At 34.3% G+C, this 21829-nt stretch carries 17 protein-coding genes, 2 pseudogenes and 2 other annotated features; of the genes and pseudogenes, 15 read left to right on the top strand and 4 right to left on the bottom strand.

The window, feature by feature from the left end; all coding sequences use genetic code 11:
• Positions 1 to 152 precede the first annotated feature (152 nt).
• From CKL_RS10585 to CKL_RS10545, 9 genes are all read left to right on the top strand, one after another.
• Positions 153 to 1934, top strand: a complete 1782-nt coding sequence (locus CKL_RS10585; RefSeq protein WP_242649416.1) for a methyl-accepting chemotaxis protein — start codon at positions 153 to 155, stop codon at positions 1932 to 1934.
• 64 nt (positions 1935 to 1998) lie between these two features.
• Positions 1999 to 2195 (top strand) — a binding site (T-box leader).
• An 83-nt stretch (positions 2196 to 2278) separates the two neighbouring features.
• Positions 2279 to 2475 (top strand) — a binding site (T-box leader).
• Positions 2476 to 2521: 46 nt separating this feature from the next.
• Positions 2522 to 4066, top strand: a complete 1545-nt coding sequence (locus CKL_RS10580) for a 2-isopropylmalate synthase (protein ID WP_012102499.1) — start codon at positions 2522 to 2524, stop codon at positions 4064 to 4066.
• Between the two features lie 52 nt (positions 4067 to 4118).
• Entirely contained in the window at positions 4119 to 5375 is a 1257-nt protein-coding gene (gene leuC / locus CKL_RS10575; RefSeq protein WP_479723175.1) for a 3-isopropylmalate dehydratase large subunit, read from the top strand.
• A 1-nt stretch (position 5376) separates the two neighbouring features.
• A complete protein-coding gene (leuD, locus tag CKL_RS10570; protein WP_012102497.1) occupies positions 5377 to 5871 on the top strand; it encodes a 3-isopropylmalate dehydratase small subunit in 495 nt (164 codons plus the stop codon).
• Positions 5868 to 6932, top strand: coding sequence for a 3-isopropylmalate dehydrogenase (gene leuB / locus CKL_RS10565; protein WP_012102496.1), 1065 nt, complete (start codon positions 5868 to 5870; stop codon positions 6930 to 6932). Before leuD ends, leuB begins: the two co-directional genes overlap by 4 nt.
• Before the next feature lie 41 nt (positions 6933 to 6973).
• The gene (locus CKL_RS10560; RefSeq protein WP_012102495.1) at positions 6974 to 7924 is read left to right on the top strand and encodes a helix-turn-helix domain-containing protein; all 951 of its coding nucleotides are present in this window, start codon (positions 6974 to 6976) and stop codon (positions 7922 to 7924) included.
• 147 nt (positions 7925 to 8071) lie between these two features.
• Entirely contained in the window at positions 8072 to 8341 is a 270-nt protein-coding gene (locus CKL_RS10555) for a FeoA family protein (protein WP_012102494.1), read from the top strand.
• Complete coding sequence (gene feoB, locus CKL_RS10550; protein ID WP_012102493.1) at positions 8338 to 10377, top strand: ferrous iron transport protein B; 2040 nt, start codon at positions 8338 to 8340, stop codon at positions 10375 to 10377. Before CKL_RS10555 ends, feoB begins: the two co-directional genes overlap by 4 nt.
• 15 nt (positions 10378 to 10392) lie before the next feature.
• Positions 10393 to 10620, top strand: coding sequence for a hypothetical protein (locus CKL_RS10545; RefSeq protein ID WP_012102492.1), 228 nt, complete (start codon positions 10393 to 10395; stop codon positions 10618 to 10620).
• A 124-nt stretch (positions 10621 to 10744) separates the two neighbouring features.
• Here CKL_RS10545 and CKL_RS10540 read toward each other — a convergent pair.
• The 4 genes and pseudogenes from CKL_RS10540 to cooS all read right to left on the bottom strand — a co-directional run.
• A pseudogene (locus CKL_RS10540) lies at positions 10745 to 11050 on the bottom strand (FAD-dependent oxidoreductase); the annotation flags it as partial.
• Positions 11034 to 11225, bottom strand: a complete 192-nt coding sequence (locus CKL_RS20805) for an FAD-dependent oxidoreductase (protein ID WP_012102490.1) — start codon at positions 11223 to 11225, stop codon at positions 11034 to 11036. The gene CKL_RS20805 and the pseudogene CKL_RS10540, both read right to left, overlap by 17 nt.
• Positions 11222 to 11471: pseudogene (locus tag CKL_RS19860) on the bottom strand (4Fe-4S dicluster domain-containing protein). The gene CKL_RS20805 and the pseudogene CKL_RS19860 overlap by 4 nt, the downstream one beginning before the upstream one ends.
• A gap of 19 nt (positions 11472 to 11490) precedes the next feature.
• Positions 11491 to 13371: an anaerobic carbon-monoxide dehydrogenase catalytic subunit gene (cooS, locus tag CKL_RS10530; RefSeq protein WP_012102487.1), complete on the bottom strand. Its 1881-nt coding sequence runs from the start codon at positions 13369 to 13371 to the stop codon at positions 11491 to 11493.
• A 308-nt stretch (positions 13372 to 13679) separates the two neighbouring features.
• Here cooS and CKL_RS10525 point away from each other — a divergent pair, with 308 nt between their 5' ends.
• The 6 genes from CKL_RS10525 to CKL_RS10500 all read left to right on the top strand — a co-directional run bounded on the left by CKL_RS10525 (position 13680) and on the right by CKL_RS10500 (position 21801).
• Complete coding sequence (locus CKL_RS10525) at positions 13680 to 14141, top strand: DUF4342 domain-containing protein (RefSeq protein WP_012102486.1); 462 nt, start codon at positions 13680 to 13682, stop codon at positions 14139 to 14141.
• Between the two features lie 123 nt (positions 14142 to 14264).
• Complete coding sequence (locus tag CKL_RS10520; RefSeq protein WP_012102485.1) at positions 14265 to 14951, top strand: response regulator transcription factor; 687 nt, start codon at positions 14265 to 14267, stop codon at positions 14949 to 14951.
• Positions 14881 to 16122 (top strand): sensor histidine kinase, encoded by a 1242-nt coding sequence (locus CKL_RS10515; RefSeq protein WP_012102484.1) that lies wholly within the window; start codon positions 14881 to 14883, stop codon positions 16120 to 16122. Before CKL_RS10520 ends, CKL_RS10515 begins: the two co-directional genes overlap by 71 nt.
• Before the next feature lie 111 nt (positions 16123 to 16233).
• Positions 16234 to 18183 (top strand): DNA gyrase/topoisomerase IV subunit B, encoded by a 1950-nt coding sequence (locus CKL_RS10510; RefSeq protein WP_012102483.1) that lies wholly within the window; start codon positions 16234 to 16236, stop codon positions 18181 to 18183.
• Positions 18184 to 18362: 179 nt separating this feature from the next.
• On the top strand, positions 18363 to 21224 hold the full coding sequence (locus CKL_RS10505) for a DNA topoisomerase IV subunit A (protein ID WP_012102482.1): 2862 nt from the start codon (positions 18363 to 18365) through the stop codon (positions 21222 to 21224).
• Positions 21225 to 21240: 16 nt separating this feature from the next.
• Positions 21241 to 21801, top strand: a complete 561-nt coding sequence (locus CKL_RS10500) for a DJ-1 family glyoxalase III (protein ID WP_012102481.1) — start codon at positions 21241 to 21243, stop codon at positions 21799 to 21801.
• Positions 21802 to 21829: the final 28 nt, after the last annotated feature.

The following is a 21829-nucleotide window of genomic DNA, read 5'->3' as shown; positions in this document are numbered from 1 at the left end:
AAATTTTTTGTTATAAACCCCTCATACAGGAATATATGGAGGGGTTTATAACATTATATTGTGATTATACACAAGTATACGGTATAATAAGGTAATGTAGTAAATCAATTTGTAATTAATGTGTATTTGTATTGGGGAAGGGGTAGTTGCTTATGAAAGAAAAAAGATCTAAAGGGCATGAACTAAAAAACGACAAATTAAGCCGGAGTTTTTTTAGTTCTTATTTATGGTTTTTAGGTATAATTGTAATCTCTATAATTATAATAGGCTCTGTATGTTTTTATAATACTAAAAATGAACTTACAAAATTAGGAGAAACTGCTATAAAAAATAGAATTCAAATGGGTATTGTAATGATGGAGGCGCTTGAAGAACAGGTTCAAAAAGGAAAGCTTACACGGAATGAAGCTCAAGAGGTATTTAAAAGTAAAATGTTAAATCCCAAGCAGTCTGATGGAAAAACAAGGGGACTTAATTCAAATTTAGAATTAAATATAGAAGCCTATATGTATGCTGTTAATAGTAAGGGAGTTGAGATGATGCACCCTTACAAGGAGGGAGAGGATATATCAAGTATTAAAGATTCAGATGGAAACAGTTTGGTACAGCTTATAATGGATGAAGCTAAGAATCCTAAAAGTGGAGGAATAGTACACTTTAACTGGAAAAATCCGGGAGAAACCCGAGAAAGACCTAAAATAAATGCTGTAGCTTATTTTGAACCTTGGGACTGGTACATAAATGTAGGATGTTATGATGAAGATTTTTATAAACCTCTATATAAAATTTTAATAATCATAGTTACAATATCTGCAATTATAATATTAATTTCTGTGCTATTTATAGGCGTCCTTATGAAAAACAAGGTAAGACCTTTAGGTGAAATAATAAATTCTATGAAAATGGCATCTAAAGGTAATATGTCTGTAAAAGTAAATATAAAGAATAAAGATGAAATAGGAATTATAGCACAAATATTTAATGAAATGATAGATGAGATAAAAAATGTTCTTATAAAGATAAAAAATACCTCATCTGTAATAGATGAAAAAGTAGTCAACATAGGTTCCTTTACTGAGGTTACTTCTGAAAATTCAAGTAGTATAAAAGACGCAATGGAACAAGTATCTTCAGCTGTAAGTGATTCCGCAAAAGACATGCAAAATAGTATTGAAAGCATGAGCATTTTGTCAGAAAATATAAATATGGTGAAAGAAAACAGTATTACTATGAAAGAAGATGTATTTAAGGCCAGTCAGTTAAATTCAAATATTATAAACATACTTAATGAACTTGAAAATAAAAATAAAGAGAATATAGAAGCTTCCAAAGAAACCAACAGTAATATAAAAAAATTATTGAACAAATCCAATGACATAGTAAGCATAGTAGAAACTATAGAAGGAATTTCAAATGAAATAAATCTGCTTTCTTTAAATGCATCCATAGAATCTGCCAGAGCCGGAGAAGCCGGGCGGGGGTTTGCAGTGGTGGCAGAACAGATTAAAGAACTGTCAGATGAAACTTTTGAATCTGTGAAACAAATTAACGTACTCATAAAGGAACTTATAGATACGGTTAATGTTTCTGCAGGAAGCGTGGAAACTTCAAGTAAAGTGATAGAATCTCAGGTTGATACTATAAATGAAACAAAACAGACATTAGGCAAGGTAATTGACTTTATGGAAAATATGCCAAAGGTAATTGAAAAAAATGTGGCCCAGATAGAGGAAGTTTATGAAAATAAGGATGTAGTTAGTTCTTCTATGGACTCCATACTTTCAGTTACACAGGAAATAGCAGCATCTTCAGAGGAAATAACAGCTTCTACCCTTGAGGTAAGAGAGAGAATGGAAGATGTAAAAAAGCTTACAGTGGATTTGGAACAGGTTTCCGGAGAATTGAAAGAAAAAGTAAATAAGTTTTTGTTATAGAAAAGTTATTTATCTATTGACAGCAAATTTAATTTATAATATACTGACAGATATATAGATGATTATAAAAACTAAGATGGAGAACAGTAGGTGTGTTTATATCTTAAAGAGATTGGGGAAAGGTGGGAACCCATAGATAGTACACATTGAACTCGCTCTGGAGTTGCAGGCTGAAATTTTAGTAGGCTGTGCCGGCAGTATTGTCGTTATTTAATTAAGAAAAAATTTGGGTGGTACCGCGACAGACTTCTCGCCCCATGAGAGGTCTGTTTTTATATTTAAAAAGAAAAGATCTATAAGTTGTGCATCGTGAACTGTGCATTGTGCATTGTAAACCGTGCATTGTAAAAACTATGATAGGGAATAGTAAACATGTCAATGGATTTAAAAGAGAGTGGGAATAGGTGAAAACCCATAAATCATGCAGGTTGAACTCGCCCTGGAGTTATAAGCTGAAATTTTAGTAGGCTCTATCGGTTTACGCCGTTATTTGATTGAGAAAAAATTTGGGTGGCACCGCGACAGACTTCTCGCCCCATGGAGAAGTCTGTTTTTTATATTTTGAATTATAAAAAGGAGGAATTTTTATGACAAAGAAAATATATATATTTGATACTACGTTGAGGGATGGAGAGCAGACACCTAAGGTGAGCCTTAATATAAATGATAAAATTACTATTGCAAAACAACTTCAAAAATTGTCTGTAGACGTTATAGAAGCTGGATTTCCTAAAGCTTCCCATGGAGATTTTGAGGCAGTTAAAGCTATTGCCGAAAGTATACAGGGACCCGTCATAGTGGGACTTGCGAGAGCTTCAAAGGAAGATATAGACTGTGCCTGGGAAGCTCTTAAAGGTTCCTTAAAACCAAGAATTCATATTTTTCTTGCCACATCAGATATTCACATGGAGCATAAGTTGAAAATGAAACCAGAAGAAGTTTTAAAAAGGGCAGCAGATATGGTAAGATATGCTAAGGGGTTGTGTCCCAGCATAGAATTTTCACCAGAAGATGCTACAAGAACAAGACCAGAGTTTTTATATAAAGTTTTAGAGGCTGTTATAGAAGCAGGTGCAGATGTGGTAAATATACCAGATACGGTAGGGTATACTACTCCCGTGGAGTATGGTGCATTTATTAGAGGAATTAAAGAAAATGTAAAAAATATTGAAGATGCAATTATAAGTGTACACTGTCATAATGATTTGGGCCTGGCTGTGGCAAATTCTCTGGCAGCTATTGAAAGTGGTGCAGAGCAAGTTGAATGTGCCATAAATGGACTGGGAGAGAGGGCAGGAAATGCAGCCCTTGAAGAAATTGTAATGGCAATCAGTACAAGAGCAGATAGTTTCAATTGTCATACGGATATTGTAACAGAGGAGATAACTAAAACCAGCAGTATAGTAAGCCATGTGACAGGTATGCAGGTTCAAGGAAACAAGGCAATAGTGGGAGCCAATGCTTTTGCTCATGAATCCGGTATACACCAACATGGGGTGTTAAACTGCAGAGAAACCTATGAAATTATGACACCAGAATCCGTAGGACTTAAGAAAAATTTTATAGTTTTAGGCAAACATTCTGGAAGACATGCTTTTGTAGAGCATTTACATGAAATGGGATATAAAGATTTAAGTGTAGAAAAAACAGATGAAATTTTTAAAAAATTCAAAGAACTGGCAGATAAGAAAAAGCATATATCAGATGAGGATATAGAAAGTCTTGTGAAGAATGAAATATTTCATGTCCCAGAAGTATTTAAATTAAAGTACTATCAAGTTTTTACAGGAAACACTGTAGTGTCTACTTCTACTGTGGAGATTGAATGTAACGGAAAAAAATTAAGCGAAGCTTCCTGTGGAGACGGACCCGTGGATGCTACATTTAAAGCTATTGAAAAAGCCACTGGCATAGACGTTACTTTAAATGACTATTTTATAAAAGCTGTAGGAAGTGGGAAAGATGCAATGGGAGAAGTAACTGTAAGAATTGAAAAGGAAGGGAAAATATTTTCAGCAAAAGGTATAAGTACAGATATTGTAGAGGCCAGCGGTATAGCTTTTATAAATGCTGTAAATAAATTGTATTATGAAACCTATTCAAAGGATTTACAAAAAATTTCAGCTAATTAGTAGATATTATATAAATTAATATAAAATTTTGATAGGAGTGATTTATGTGGCAATGACCATGACGCAAAAAATACTAGCTTCCCATGCAGGGCTGGATAGTGTAAAATCGGGAGAATTAATAAAAGTAAAATTGGATTTAGTACTTGGAAATGATATAACTACCCCGGTAGCTATAAATGAATTTAACAAAATTGGAAGCAATAAAGTTTTTCACAAGGAAAAGGTTGCAATTGTTCCAGATCACTTTACTCCTAATAAGGATATAAAATCAGCAGAGCAGTGCAAATGTGTAAGGGAATTTGCAAAGGACAAAGATATTAAAAATTATTTTGAAATAGGTCAAATGGGAATTGAACACGCCCTTATTCCAGAAAAAGGATTGGCGGTATGTGGAGATGTAATAATAGGTGCAGACTCCCATACCTGCACTTATGGTGCACTGGGAGCTTTTTCCACAGGCGTTGGAAGCACAGATATGGCTGCAGGAATGGCCACAGGAGAAGCATGGTTTAAAGTGCCAGAAGCTATAAAATTTGTACTAAATGGTAAATTAAGCCCCTGGGTAAGTGGAAAAGATATTATTCTCCATATTATTGGAATGATAGGAGTGGATGGAGCTCTTTATAATTCCATGGAATTTACAGGAGAAGGGGTAGGAGAATTATCTATGGATGACAGATTCACCATAGCTAATATGGCTATTGAAGCAGGAGCTAAAAATGGAATTTTTCCAGTAGATGAAAAAACTATAGAATATGTAAAAGAGCATTCAAATAGAAGTTATACTGTATATGAAGCAGATGAAGATGCAGAATATGTTAAAACAATAGAAATAGATTTGTCAAAAATTCCTCCTACAGTGGCATTCCCTCATATACCTGAAAATACCAGAACTATTGATGAGGTGGGAGAGATAAAAATAGATCAAGTAGTCATAGGCTCCTGTACTAATGGCAGAATAGGAGACTTAAGGGTGGCAGCTAAAGTGCTGAAAGGCAGAAAAGTAAATTCCAATGTAAGAACTATTATATTTCCTGCAACTCAGAGCATATACCTTCAAGCCATGAAAGAGGGACTCTTGGAAATATTTATAGAATCGGGAGCAGTGGTAAGCACACCTACATGCGGTCCCTGCCTCGGAGGACACATGGGTATACTTGCAAAAGGAGAAAGGGCTGTAGCCACCACAAACAGGAATTTTACAGGTAGAATGGGACACGTAGAAAGTGAAGTTTATCTGGCCAGTCCGGCAGTAGCAGCGGCTTCTGCTGTAACAGGAAAAATTTCATCACCAGAGGAGGTAGTATAAAATGATAAAGGGAAAAACTATTAAATATGGAGACAATATTGATACAGATGTTATAATTCCGGCTAGATATTTAAATACCAGTGATGAAAAGGAACTTGCTTCTCACTGTATGGAGGATTTGGATAAGGACTTTTCAAAGAAGATAAATAAAGGAGACATAATTATAGCAGGTAAAAATTTTGGATGTGGATCCTCAAGAGAACACGCACCTATAGCTATTAAGGCATCGGGAATCAGCTGTGTAATAGCAGAAACCTTTGCCAGAATATTTTTTAGAAATTCTATAAATATTGGACTTCCCATAATGGAATGCAGAGAAGCTGCAAGGGATATAGAAGAAAATGATGAGATATCTATTGATGTAAATTCAGGGGCAATCACCAATATAACTAAAAATAAAACTTATAAAGCAGCACCCTTTCCAGAGTTTATGCAGAAAATAATAGAATCTCAAGGACTTATAAACTATATAAAAAAGGAGGTGGAAAGTAAGTGAAAATAGCTATTATACCAGGAGATGGAGTTGGGAAGGAAATAATTGCACAGGGAAAAAAAGTTTTAAAGGCTGCAGCACATAAATATAAATTTGATTTTGAATATGAAGAGGTACTGCTAGGAGGAAGTGCCATAGATGAAAAAGGAACACCTCTTCCAGAGGAGACTATAAAGATTTGCAAGAGCAGTGATGCAGTACTTCTAGGAGCGGTAGGAGGACCTAAATGGGATAAACTGCCCGGAAATTTAAGGCCTGAAGCGGGACTTCTGGGCATAAGAAAAGCCCTTGGGGTATTTGCCAATTTAAGACCTGCCATATTGTTTCCAGAGCTTAAATCTGCTTCAAATTTAAAACCTGAAGTGCTTGGAGAAGGACTTGATATAATGATAGTGAGAGAGTTAACCGGAGGAGCATATTTTGGAGAAAAAGACAGGATAAATGTAGAAGGGGGACAAAAAGCCTGGGATACTATAAGCTATTCCACATTTGAAATAGATAGAATTGCCAGAAGATCTTTTGAAATTGCTAGAAAGAGAAATAAGAAACTCACCTTGATAGATAAAGCCAATGTACTTGAAAGCTCTAAACTGTGGAGGGAAGTTGTAGCTGAAATTGCAAAAGAGTATGATGATGTGGAGCTTAATTACATGTATGTAGATAATGCTGCCATGCAGCTTATTAAAAATCCGGGGCAGTTTGATGTAATTTTAACAGAAAATATGTTTGGAGATATTTTAAGTGATGAAGCCTCAATGCTGACGGGTTCCCTCGGAATGCTGCCTTCTGCCAGTGTACGGGAGGATTCTTTTGGACTATATGAACCTATACACGGCTCTGCACCGGATATTGCAGGGCAGAATAAAGCTAATCCTATTGGTACTCTTATGAGCATATCTATGATGTTTAAATATAGTTTTAATATGGATGAGATTTCACATAATATAGAAAATTCCATATCAAAAGTTTTAAAAGAAGGGTATAGAACTTTGGATATTGCCACAGAAGGTTCAAAAATTGTAGGAACAGAGGAAATGGGAGAGCTGATAATTAAAAATATGTAAATTGCATGAGTTTTGTTATTTAAAAACAAATGGGAGGAGGTATGGAGGTGACGCTGAGAGAAAGGGATCTCTATGGCCAGAGTGTACAAATAAAGGAACGAAAAGGAGCAAAAACCATATATCACATGGATTATGGAAAAGGTCAGGGAACCATGACAGCTTTCAAGCTATTTACTGGAGTGGAACTTGTCTATAATAATTTTAGTTCATTTACCTGTGTTCATATGGCGGAATCTTTGGCAGATGTTATTGAGATTAATCACTGCCGGAGGGGACGTTTTGAATGTGAATTCAAGGGAAGTTCTTTTGCATATCTGGGGGAAGGAGATATGGCCATAAATATGCTGGAAAATCAGGTTTGTTATTCCAGCTTTCCTCTTGGCATTTATGAAGGAGTATCAATTTTAATTGATATAAAAATGGTTCGGGATATGCTTTCTAATATAATAGAGGGAGTTTCCATAAATCTATATGAACTAAGGGATAAATTATGTCCTAAGAATGGTTGTTTGGTTTTAAAAGCACCTGTAAAAATAGAACATATATTTCAGGAGATTTATAAAGTGGAACCTAAAATTCAGCTGGGGTATTTGAGATTAAAGATATTGGAACTGTTACTCATATTTAGTAGCCTGCCTTCTCCTTCTTTTAAAATATCGCCTTATTTTTCAATGGAACAGGTGCAAAAGGTAAAACATATAAGGCAGCATTTAATTAAATCATTGGATAGACATATCACATTGAAAGAATTGGCGGCAGAACATCAAATAAGTCTTACCAGTTTAAAAAATTGCTTTAAGGCCATATATGGAAAAACCATTTATGCATTTTGCAGGGAGTATAGGATGCAGACAGCAGCGGAAATAATTAAGGATACCCCCCTGCCTATTACACAGATTGCAGGGATGGTGGGCTATGAAAATCCGGGTAAATTTTCTGCAGCTTTTAAGAAAATAATGGGAATGCCCCCCCTGGAATATCGAAAAAAATAATTGGCCTTTTGGAGCAGTGAGGGCTTTTTGGAGCGGAAAATGTATTTTTTATGTAGTATAATAGCAGTTAGTTAGAATGCTCTAACTAACTGCTATTATATCTATAGTTTAATTGTTCTGAGTATTGAAACATGAAGGGGGATTGTGATGAAAAAATCTAATATAACTGCCGAAAAACAACTGTTGTTGAAAAAGTTGAGTATGGCAAACAGTGGGGATGAGGGAAGAATTGTATCAGTTCACGGAGATAATCGATTTTTAAGCAGAATTACTTCTATGGGACTTACCATAGGAAGTGCCATTAATGTGATTCAGAATGAAAATAAACGTCCAATACTGGTACATGCCAGAGATACTATGATTGCCATTAATCGTAAAGAATGTGAAAAGATCCTGTTGGAGGTGATGGAAAAATGAGCAGCACGACTATTGCACTGCTCGGACAGCCAAATTCGGGAAAATCAACCTTGTTCAATGCCCTTACCGGTTCACATCAGCATGTAGGAAATTGGCCAGGAAAAACCGTAGAACAAAAAGAAGGCTACTTTACCTACCATAATAAAAAGTATACTATTGTAGATTTACCCGGTACATACAGTCTATCTGCAAATTCTGAAGAAGAAATTGTAACCAGAGAGTATATATCAAGTGGAAAGGCAGAGTTGGTTTGTATTCTGGCAGATGCTTCTCAACTTCAGCGAAGTTTGTTTATGCTGGCAGATTATGCAGGTATAAAAACTCCTGTTGTTTTGCTTTTAAATATGATGGATATAGCTCAGCAGCAGGGAAAAAACATCAATAGTGCAGCTATATCCAAAGAGTTGGGTATTCCCGTAGTTCCCATTGTAGCAGCAGATAAAAAATGTTATGATGACTTTTTTAAAGTATTGGAAAAAATACAAGAAATTCAGGGGGTGCTGGATGAAAAAGATATTTTAAACTTATATACTGTAACTATAGGGAACAGGTATAAACAAATACTTCAATTACTGCCTGAGGAAGGTATTGATACCTATTCTTCCGCCTGGCTGGCCTCGAAGCTCGTAGAACAGGATTCTATGGCAGTGAACGTAGTAAAATCTTATGTAAGTGATGACACTTGGGGTAGAATATCTTTAATATTGGAACAAGTTAAAAATGGCAGCTTGTTAACAGGAGAGTGTAAATTCAGGTGGATTGAAAATTTACTTAAATATAATGTAAGTGAAGGTAAAACAAGGGAACCTAAAATAGGTTTTTTTGATAGAATTGCCACGAGTAAAACTTGGGGAAAACCTCTTGCCATAGGGATTATTATTTTAGGACTTATCCTTTCTATGGCAATCGCCATGCCTTTTATGAGTTTGTTTGGATATTTCCCCAATATTTTCTATGATCCTATTTCAAAGGGACTTTTCTATATGGGAATGCCGTCAGTCATTATTTCCCTGCTTTGTGATGGAGTGATAACAGCAATATCTTTTGCATTAATGATGGTAAGTTTTGTATTTGGTATAAGTCTGGTATTTGGCTTTCTAGAGGAAGTTGGCTATATGGCACGTATCTCCTATGTTTTTGACAATACTATGTCTAAATTGGGATTACAGGGTAAGGCCGTTATGCCGTTTTTGGTAAGTTTCGGATGTAATATTGGAGGAGTATCTGGAACTAGGGTAATAGATTCTTGGGGACAAAGGGTTATTACAATGGCTCTTTCCTGGGTAATTCCATGTGCTGCTACATGGGGAGTTGTAGGACTTATGAGCAGCGTTTTTTTTGGAGGAGGTGCTGTTTTTGTCATTATATCCTTATTTGCAGTGGCACTTTTACACATGATTGTTACATCTAAAATATTTGGAAAATCTTTGATAAAGGAAAGTGATAGAAGTGGTCTAATTATGGAATTGCCGCCTTATCACAAGCCCAAGTACAAAAATTTATTCCGATTTGTTTTTAATCGTATGAGTGATGTATTAAAACGTGCATTAAAAATTATTGTTCTTGTATCTGTTTTCTTTTGGGCTTTGTCCTATACTCCAGATGGGAATGTGACAGATAGTATTATTTATAAAGTGGGTACTTTTATAGAACCTGTTACTATGTGGTTTGGACTAAGGTGGCAGACATTTATGGCTTTTATAGCTTCTGCTATGGGGAAGGAAGCAGCACTTGGTGTACTTGCTTCTTTATTCAACAGTTCTGGTGCAGTGGCAGGAATATGGGGTTCCATATCAGGTAAGGCAGCTGTAAATACATCAGGTCTTGCAGGAGCTCTTATAAGTGGTATTTCCAAGGCAGAAGCCCTTGCTTTTATTTATGCATTTTTCTTTAACGTACCATGCATCATGGCTGTTGCATCCACTCAGCAGGAAAGTCATTCCATAAAATGGACTCTGCGCATTGTAGGCTATTATATAGTTGTGGCATTGATTATGTCTTTTATTGCCTACCATATTGGACTATTTATTTTTTAAGAGGGGGAATTTTTTATGTTGATTAAATTATTAAATATATTTAATCAGGGAGAAACCCATTCCCTAGAAGATATTGCAGATATGTTAAAAACAGATGTAGCCATTGTAAAAGCACAGCTTGAGTATCTTGAAAATCAAGAGTATATTAAAAGAGTAATTGTTAATGTAGGCTGTTCCCATCGTGAAGACTGCATTAAAAACAGATGGAATCCAGTTATGTGGGAAATCAGTAAACTGCCATGAAAGATTGAAAAATTCCGGGCTTCTACGAAATAAGAATTGTGTAATTTGATAATAAGGGAACTGTATAAAAATATAAATAAACCTTTTATACAGTTCCCATTATTTATACGCTCAATTTATAGCTGTATTCACCATTTTCATTCACATTGGCAGCATTGGCTTTCCCAAGGGATACACAGGGAACCCCAAGTAAATTCATAGAATTTTTCATGCCAAAATTATCATCCAGTTCTTTTTTTATAGATGCCATGTTGTAAGCGGCGATTATACCTTGTTTTACTGCTATGGGCCATATTGGTGCAGTGAAGGTCACATCTCCTGCTACATATATATGATCCACTGTAGTTTTGCAGTGCTTATCTATTAAAATTCCCTTTTCAGCTTTTATATCCATATTTTTTATAAAGTCTATATTAGGACGTACACCTTCCATCAAGTACTCTGTGGAGCATGCACCTTGAATAAACACTTTTGTCTTTTGAAATAATTGTTATGCGGGAATTACTGTCTAGTCTTCTCAAGGTTTTGGCGGCATTTATTCCAGCGGCATTGGCTCCTATTATCAAATATTTGTTGGGGTGCAGTTTTTTTATTAAATTCTTCATAAAAGCCCTTCCTCCTTTTCCATATAAATTGCTCCCGTAGGACAATTTTCAACACATCTTGGAGTATCTCTATCACCGCACAAATCGCATTTCACCTTTGGATATATGATTTCTGCTTTCAAGAGAAATGTCCTCAAGATCCATATCAAAAAAGGATTTACCATTTTTGTTGTGCTGTGCCATACAGGCCAAGGTGCAGTTTAAGCATCCGGTACATAAATCTTTATTTATCATTATCCTTTTCATAAAAACCACCCTTTAAATTTTAATTAAGACCTAAACTTTTTCTTCTTTCAAGTATGGTTTCTTCTAATTTATCCGCAGCTTTTACTATATCGTCCTCCACTATAAGTTTTCCACCTGTAAGGTTTACCATATCTTCACAGAGAACTTTTGTAACAACTTTACTTCCTCCTATGAATGGGGATATGGCAAGATGAAGAGGAATCCCAAGTGCAAGTCCGAAACTTCCATCTGCAAGAGCTTGTTCTTCAAGCCACTGAGGGGCTGAAAGAACTAGTGGAAGCTGAGGAATATCTATATTCAAGTACTCTGCCAATTCCTTTGCCACAATTTCAAGTCTTCCAATGGCAAGACAAGGACCAAAATTTAATACAGGAGGTATGCCAAGGCTTTTACATACTTCCTTTAAACTGTCTCCCGCAAGTTCTGCAGCACCAGGTGACATAAGCCCCACATTTTCAAGACCGCCGCTGGAGCACCCTGCAGAGAGAATAATTATATTTCTCTTTATAAGTTCTTTTGCAAGTTCTACTGTAAATACATCATGGCCTTTGGCAGTTAGATTTGAGCAGCCTACTATTCCCGCTACACCTTTTATTTTTCCGGAGGCTATGAGATCTACAAGAGGTTTCCAACTGCCTCCTAAAAATTCTCTAAGAGAAGTTTCACTTACACCAGTTATTACATCATCAAAACCATGATTTTTAGGAATATTAATTTTAATCTTAGCTCTTCTTTCCTTATAGCTTTCAAGTGCTTCATCTATAATATGACTGCTTATTTTTTCTCTATCGTTGTAGGAGTATTCTACATATTCTGCATTGGATTTTTTACTTACATCATCAAGGCATATCATTTTAACCAGGAACTTATCAGTTATTGGCTCAATACCGGGAAGAGTACAGTTAAATTCTGATACTATGGCGTCTATACCTCCTGTAGCTATTAGAGCTTCACTTGTAAAATTATTTCCAGCATGACCTGAAAAAACTTCAGTATAGTGTTTGCCCCTCAATTGTAAATCCTGTCCCACACAAGTACAGCCTACTAATCTAAAGCCTTTGGCACCGATTGCCTGAGCTTTTTTGATAACTTCAGGTTCTATGAGTTTATCCTGAAGATGGGCAATCATGGAGTGCTGATGACCTGTTATCATCAAGTTTATATAATCTGAGTCTACTACTTTAAAACCAACCTTTGCAGGTCTTATTTCAGGTTCACCTAAAATGATGTCGTTTAATAAATTAGTAAGGGTAAGACCGTAAATTCCAGTGGATATTCCAAGCTTTAAACAGGTTAAAAGCATGTTGACAGGATCACTATTTAGATTTGTGGAAGTCTCTACTACGCCATCAAAAACTTCTGATTTTGCACCTCCAGGCATTATATTTAATTCTTCCCAATTCTTAAGTCTAGGTGCATAGGCTATTTTGTTTATAACTTCCATTTTTTCAAACTTTGGTTTATATAAATCTTTCAATACTTCATCCGCTACTAAGACAGCTTTTTTGTGGAGGTCAGGTTCTGTTATACCTAGTTTTTCTGCTAAATTATTTAAGGCATTCATTCCCTTTATTTCCCCACGGGCTTCTCCAAGGGATTTCACATTCCTAGCTGTATTTTCTACTATATGAATATAACAGCCACTTCCTGCAGCTACAGCCCGTAGAAAATTTCTGGCAACTATGGTATCTGCATTAGCACCACATATTCCTTTTGGAGATGTAGGGGTTATTCTACAGGGACCATTGGCACATAGTTTACAGCATACTCCCAGTTGTCCAAAACCACATTTGATTTTCTGACTGTCCACTCTATGGTGTGAAGTTTGTACATTATCTAGAGAACTTATGAAATTTTCTAATACTTTATCTGCTGATTCACAAATTTTGTTATTTGACATAATAAAACCTCCTAGTTATATTCTTATAATAATACTTATTATTCGATATATATGATTTATAAATATCATTTATCCATAAATTTAATATAAAGCTTTTAAAAATTTTTGTCAATAATAAATACGAAGAAAAAAAGAAGCTTTAAGAATAATCTTTATTGATGTAATATATTTTTGTGTTAATTTTCTAATGAGATTTTAATCTTTTACTAATTTTGTTTTAATCATTAATCTTTATCATATAACTATAAAAAGTATTTGCAGATAAAAAAGTTTAATATCATAGTAAAAATGAATTGGAGGAATTTAAAATGTCAATTAGTATTGAACAGATTGACCTATTGAGGAGAAGAGCTAATGTAGGATATAAAGAAGCAAAAGAGGCACTGGAAAAATGTAATGGGGATATAGTTGAAGCACTTTCCTATCTTGAAGAACAAGATAAGATTAAACCGGAAAAGGAATGTGCTGGCAATTCAGATTTTATGGGAAAAGTAAAAAGATTGATTACTAGGGCCAATAAAATAAAATTTGTAATATCAAAGGATAAAAAGACCATATTGAATATACCATCTACTTTAGCAGCAATACTTGTTATAGTGGCAATGCCAGTGGCAATAGTATCCCTTATAATTGCCCTAGTTACAGGTTGTAAAATAAAATTTCATAGAGAAAATGGAGAAGATTTAGATATCAACAGAAAAATAGACAAGGTTACAAATGTAGTCACAGATGTCAAAGATAAAATAACAAAAGAATTTAATAATGCCTAAACCGGGGCCTGCTTGTGATTTTTCATAAAGCAGGCTCTAAATTTTATAGTATAATGAATTTAGCATACACTAAGTACAATAGATTGTGAACTGTGAATTGTGAACTGAAAAGGGGTGTATATAATGGCCTGTAAAAAAATTCTTATTGTTGAAGATGAAATAAAAATAGCCAGATTTGTTCAGCTGGAACTTGAACATGAAGGGTATATGGTTGATCAGACTGGAGATGGGAGAGTGGGATTGGAAAAAGCCTTAAAAGGAGGCTATGACCTTATAATACTTGATGTTATGCTTCCCTCCCTCAATGGAATGGAAGTACTTAGAAGACTCAGGCAAATCTCGGAAATTCCCGTTATCATGCTTACTGCAAAGGATGAGATTATGGATAAGGTTATGGGACTTGATATAGGTGCAGAGGATTATATGACAAAACCCTTTGCTATAGAGGAACTTCTTGCAAGAATTAGGGTGGTGTTTAAACATAAAAGCAATAATAATGTAAAAGTTAATAATATTATTAACGCAGGTAGTCTGCAAATGGATATTGGCAGACATATTGTTACATATGAAAATTCAGGAATAGATTTAACAAAAAAGGAATTTGATCTTTTAAAATATTTAATGGTAAATAAAGATATTGCACTTTCCAGAGAAAATATCCTAGAAAAAGTCTGGGGATATGATTATTTAGGGGATACAAATATAGTAGATGTGTATATTCGTTATTTAAGAAGTAAAATTGATGATAAATTCAACAAAAAGTATATATATACCATTCGTGGATTGGGGTATCAATTTAGGTATGAATAATAGAAAACCTCTGTATAAAATACTGTTTAAAATCATAAAAATACTATTTTCATTTTCAAAGATGATTTTTAAATTTTCATATGATCTTATAGAAGATATTGCTTGGAATATTTTAGAAAAATTTAGATTTTCATTAACTTTTAAAATTACAATAACTTATGTATTTAGTTTCATCATGGTTTTCTCACTAATAGGAGTTTGTATAATGGCCAGCTTCAAATACTATATAGATAAGGGAATAAATGATGATTATATGTCGATTTTAGGAGGTATTATATTTATATCCAATGTTATAGGATTATTTATCATTGCCATTGTAGTTTCAAAAGCCAGTAAAAAATTTTTATCTCCGTTAAAAAGTATGACAGATACTGTAAGGGAAATATCTATAAATGCCCTGGATAAACGTCTCAATGTAAAGGGTTCAAAAAATGAATTAAAGGACCTTGCAAAGACATTTAATGAAATGCTGGACAGAATTGAAAGTTCTGTAGAACAACAGAATCAATTTGTATCCGATGCATCTCATGAACTAAGAACTCCCATTTCTGTAATTCAAGGATATGCAAATCTTCTGTACAGGTGGGGAAAGAATGACAGGGAAGTTCTAGAAGAATCCATTAATGCAATTAAAAGTGAATCGGAAAACATGAAGGAGCTAGTGGAAAAGCTCTTATTCCTTGCAAGGGGAGATAAAAACGCTCAAAAAGTTGAAAAGGAAGATTTTATACTTAGTGAACTTATTAATGAATTGATAAGAGAGACAAAATTAGTCCATAAAGATCACCACATAGAAAGTGATCATAATGAAAAATTTAGTGTATACGCAGATAGGAAGCTTATTAAAGAGGCACTAAGGATATTTATGGATAATAGCATCAAATACACTAAAAAAGGGGGAACCATCAAACTAGATTCCCATTTTATACAGCATACAAATACTGCTGTTATAACCGTAGCAGATACAGGTATAGGCATTTCCAAAGAGCACATTCCCCATATATTCGAAAGGTTTTATAGAGCAGATAAGTCAAGAACAAAATCCAGCGGAGGTACAGGACTTGGACTTTCTATTGCAAAATGGATACTTGATATGCATCAGGGTACAATAGATGTATGGAGTGAACTTGATATAGGAACAGTTATAAAAATCACCTTTCCTGTAAAATAAATTTGCATGTTCTGAGTATTATTTATATAATAATTTTAAAGTTGCATACCTTCTTTAACAAATAGAGGGTATTTTTTCTTAGAACAGCTTAGTATTTGAAGGAGGAATTTTGTGGGAGATAAAATAAGCAGCGTTTATGATGTTAATTCATTAACTTCATTAGAAAAACTTGAACCAGTACGTGTCAGGCCAGGTATGTATATAGGATCTACCGGCAGCAAAGGTCTCCACCATTGCATATGGGAAATACTAGATAATTCCATAGATGAGATTTCCAATGGATTTGGAGATAAGGTATGTGTCATATTGAATGAAGATGGAAGTGTGTCTGTAATAGATAATGGCAGGGGGATACCTACGGGAACCCATCCTGTAACCAAAAAAAATGGAGTTGAAATGGTGTTTACGTCCCTTCACACAGGAGGTAAATTTAATAATGATATATATAAGACTTCTGGAGGACTCCATGGAGTTGGAGGAGCGGTAGTAAATGCCCTTTCCAGTTGGATGGAAGTTGAAGTAAAACAAAATGGACATATATATAAACAGAAATTTGAATATGCCTATGATAGCACACTTAAAAAAATCATGCCGGGAACTCCTGTAACAGGCCTTGAAATAATAGGAAATACTGATGATACGGGAACTAAAGTAACATTTATGCCGGATAACAAGGTGTTTTCTACAGTAGATTTCAAATTGGACATAATAGAAGAAAGACTTAAAGAACTGGCTTTTCAGAATAAAGGTATAACTTTGAAACTTATACATTGGGAAGAAAAAAATAAAGTTGAAAAAGAATATCACTCAGATAGAGGACTTTTAGACTTTATAGAATATTTAAATGAAAGCAAAACACCTCTTCACAAAGAGCCTATATTATTTCAAGGAGAGAGAAGTGTTGAAGGCATAAAAATGAAAGGGGAGGTGTGTATACAGTTTACAGATTCTACTACATATCACATAGCAAGTTACGTAAATAATATTCCAACTACAGAGTCTGGAACTCATGAAAGTGGATTTAAAACAGGTATGACCAGAGCCTTTAAGGAATGGGCTAAAAAGTTAAACTTGATAAAGGAAAAAGACAGGGAATTTGAAGGAGAAGACTTGAGAGAGGGAATGACAGCTATAGTTAAGGTGAGTATAAACAATCCCGTGTTTGAAGGTCAGACTAAGACAAAGCTTGGAAATAGTGAAGCATATACTATAATGAATGAGCTTTCCTATACTAAACTTTCAGAATGGATAGAGGATAACAAAAATACTGCTTCTATTATAATAAATAATGCCCTTCATGCTGCCGCAAGGAGAGAAAAAATAAAAAAGATAAATGATGCGGAAAAGAAGAAAATAGGTAAAGGGGCGGCACCTCTTGCAGGTAAGATTGCAGTATGTACTTTAAAAGATTCTTCAAAATGTGAGTTTATAGTGGTGGAAGGAGATTCGGCAGGTGGATCTGCAAAACAGGCCAGAGACAGAAGGTTTCAGACTATAATGCCTTCTAAGGGCAAAATAATGAATACAGAAAAACAAAAACTTGAAAATGTTCTAGGCAGTGAGGAGTTAAAAATATTTAATACTGCCATAGGTACGGGGATACTGAAAAATTATAATGAAAAAGATCTTAAATATGACAAAATAATAATATTAAGTGATGCAGATGTAGATGGGTATCATATAAGAGCCCTTTGGATGACTTACATATATAGATATATGAGAGAACTTATTTTAAATGGACATCTTTATATCGCACTGCCTCCCCTTTATAAGGTGTATAAACAGGTAAGAGGCAAGGAGGTAGTAAAGTATGCCTACAGTGATAATCAGCTCCTGCAGGCAAAAAGAGAAATAGGTCCTAAAGCTTTGATACAGAGATATAAAGGTCTTGGAGAGATGAATCCGGATCAGCTCTGGGATACTACTTTAAATCCTGAAAGTAGAACACTGCAGCAGATAACTATAGATGATGTGATAAAGGCAGAAAAAATGGTGTCTTTGCTCATGGGAGACGTGGTGGCACCTAGAAAAAAATATATGTACAAACATGCAGAATTTTAGACAATTCAAAATTCACGATGCAGGATTGACAATGCACGATGCACAATGCACAGTTCACAATTAATGAAGTTTTGCCTTCAGGCAAAATAAATTTAATCAGTTTTTCAGTATGACCTGAAAAACTTCAATAATTGTGAATTATGAACTGTAAATTGTGAATTGAAAAGAGGAGGATTTTCTTGGCAAAAAATACATCGATTCCAGAAGATAATAATATAATAAAAATTCCCATAGAAGAAGCCATGCCGGATAATTATATGCCCTATGCGGTGGAAGTGGCAAAGGACAGGGCACTTCCTGATGTACGAGATGGATTAAAACCTGTGCATAGAAGAATAATCTATGGAGCGTATATGTTAAAGGCATTTCCAGAGAGACCCTATTATAAATCTGCAAGAATAGTAGGAGATATACTTGGAAAATACCATCCCCATGGAGATACTTCTGTTTATGACGCCATGGTAATACTGGCCCAGGATTTTACAACCAAAATGCCTATTATAGATGGCCACGGAAATTGGGGGAGTCAGGATGGAGACAGTGCTGCAGCTATGCGTTACACGGAAGCAAGACTCACACCTATTGCTATGGAAATGGTAAGAGATATAGAAAAAGATGTAGTAAATATGGTAGATAATTATTCAGGCTCTGAAAAAGAACCGGAAGTACTTCCAGCGAGGTATCCCAATTTGCTTGTAAATGGAGCTTTTGGTATAGCCGTGGGACTTGCAACCAACATTCCGCCCCATAATTTAAAGGAAGTAATAGAGGCTGCCTGTGCTTATATTGACTGTGAGGATATAAGTACGGAAAAACTTATGGAGTATATTAAAGGACCTGACCTGCCTACGGGAGGAATAATTATAGGTAGACAGTCCCTGATTTGTGCCTATACTACAGGAGAGGGAAAAGCTACTTTAAGGGCTAAAACTTCCATAGAAAAGCTTGATAATGGAAGACTTGGAATAGTAATAACAGAGTTTCCATATAGGAGAAGTAAGGCCAGGTTACTTCAGACTATTTCGGAGATGACGGCAGATAAAAGGCACATAAAGGCCTTAGAACCTATATCCGATATAAGAGACGAGTCTGATAGAAACGGTATAAGAGCGGTAATAGAATTTAAAAAATCTACGGATAAAAATTTAGCTCAAAAAGTTTTAAAATATTTATTAAAAAAGACGGATCTGCAGTGCAATATATTTTTTAATATGGTGGCCCTGGCAGATGGAAAGCCTGTCACACTGGGATTAAAGGATATATTAAAACACTATATTAAATATCAGAAACAAATTATAAAAAGAAGAACTGAAAAAGAATTAGAGGGAGCAAAAGTCAGATTCCATATTGTGGAAGGATTCATAAAAGCCATTGGAATTATGGATGAAATTATAAAGACTATCAGAAGTTCTAAATCAAAAAAAGATGCAGCTTCAAATCTTATGGAAAAATTTGAATTTACAAGGGAACAGTCAGAGGCCATCTTAGAACTTATGCTGTATAGACTCACAGGACTTGAAATAGTATCCTTTGAAAAGGAGCACAGAGAACTTTTAAAAATTATAAAAAAACTTACAAAAATATTGGATAGTGAAAAGGAAATTTTAAAAGTTATAAAAAAGGAATTGGCAGAGATTGCAGAAAAATATGGAGAGGAAAGAAAAACTGTCATTATTGAAGAGGAAGAAGAGGCAAAAATAGATGTGAAAGAAATTTTAGTAGATGAAGATATAGTTATTACCATATCTAAGGAAGCATTTATAAAGAGAATTTCTTTGAAAAGTTACAATCGTTCTAGCCGGGAAGTTAAGGATATAGAATATAGAGAGGGAGATTTTAATAAATATGTTATAAATTCCAGTACAAAAGATACAATTATGTTTTTTACTGACAAAGGAAATATGTATAAAATAAAGGGAATGGATATTCCAGAGTTTAAGTGGAGAGAAAAAGGAGAAAAACTGGAAAATATAATAAAAGGTATTGATCTTTCAGAAGAAAATATTGTGGCAGTTTATAGTATAGATGATTTTAGTTCACCACAGGATTTTATATTTTTCACTAATATGGCAGGTATAAAGAGAACTGAAACAAATGCATTTGTTACAAAGTATACCAAACTTATGGCACTAAGGCTAAAAAAAGAAGAAGAACTTATAGATGTAAAGCTGGTGAATAGAAATGAATCCTTAAATTTTATTAAAGTAGAAACAAAAATTGGACTTAAATTTACTGTAAAAGTACCGGAACTTGCCCTAGAGGATAGAAATATAATTGCCAATGAACTTTGTTCTCTGGTTAAAGGGGATAAGATAGTAAAAATGGACCTTTCAGAAGAATCAGGGTATGAAACCTTTTATATAAATATAAATAAATCAGGGATAATTAAAATTTCAAACAGCGGCAGAACCTTCAAAAATGTATTTACAAATTCTTCAAGCAATATATTGGTATTTACAGTTTGCGGGAGAGTTTTTTCTATGCCCTCTTTTATGTTTGAACAAATTGAAAGCAGCGGCATAAATATTAGAGAACTAATGGGAATAAGTGCTCAAGATATATTAAAAATGATTTCTATAGAAAATTTTGATTACGGATATATTTATTTTTTTACTAAATATGGTATGATAAAAAGGACAGAACTGAATGAGTTTAAAGATATAAATGGATGGAATACAGCACATAAATTTAAAAATAATGAAGATTTTCTTGTAAATGTGGAGTATGGAAAAGAAAAAAATGAAATACTTTTAATAACTGAAAAGGGTATGGCTATAAAATTTCAGGGAGACTCTATAAATTCTATGGGAAAGTCAGCCTCTGGAGTGACAGCTATAAATTTAAAGGGAGAAGATAGTGTAATATACTCTATGGTTATGGAAGAAAAAGCAAATTGCAAATTAAATTTAACTTCTGTAAAAGGAAATAAAAAACAGATAAAATCAAAGAATATTATCCTTCAAAATAGAGGGGGCAGGGGTTCGAATGTCATGCTTGTAATTATGGAAGATAGAATTGCAGAAGTTAAATATATAAAATAATAAGGAGTGGTTTATAATGAAAAAAGCTATAATTTTACTTGCCGAGGGTTTTGAGGAAATAGAAGCTTTAACCTGTGTAGATGTTTTAAGAAGAGGAAATATAGATTGTAGAATTTGTTCTATAAGTGGCAAAGAAGATGTAAAAGGAGCACACGGAGTAGTAGTTAAAGCAGAGATTTTACTTCAAAATATAAATGAAGATGAATATGAGGCCATTATACTTCCGGGGGGTATGCCGGGAGCAGTAAATTTAAGAGATAACGAAAAAGTTATAGAGATAGTAAAAAAATTTGACAGGGAAAATAAAATAATAGCTGCAATATGTGCAGCACCTATAGTTTTAAAGAAGGCGGGAATAATTTATAACAGAAAAGTAACTTCTTATCCTGGATTTGAAGAGGAACTTCAAGCTTATAATTACAGTGAAGAAATAGTAGTTCAAGAGCGAAATTTAATAACGAGCAGAGGTCCTGCTACAGCACCTTATTTTGCCCTTAAAGTTTTAGAAAACCTCTCAGGCACGGAAGGTGTAGAAAATTTAAGAAAAGATATGCTGTTGGATTTAGTTAAGAATTAAGAATGAATGGTGAAGAGCAAATTAAATC

Source organism: Clostridium kluyveri DSM 555 (assembly GCF_000016505.1).
Lineage (GTDB): Bacteria > Bacillota > Clostridia > Clostridiales > Clostridiaceae > Clostridium_B > Clostridium_B kluyveri.
Note: the sequence above shows the minus strand (reverse complement) of the source record. Positions and strands in the feature narration are given on the sequence as shown.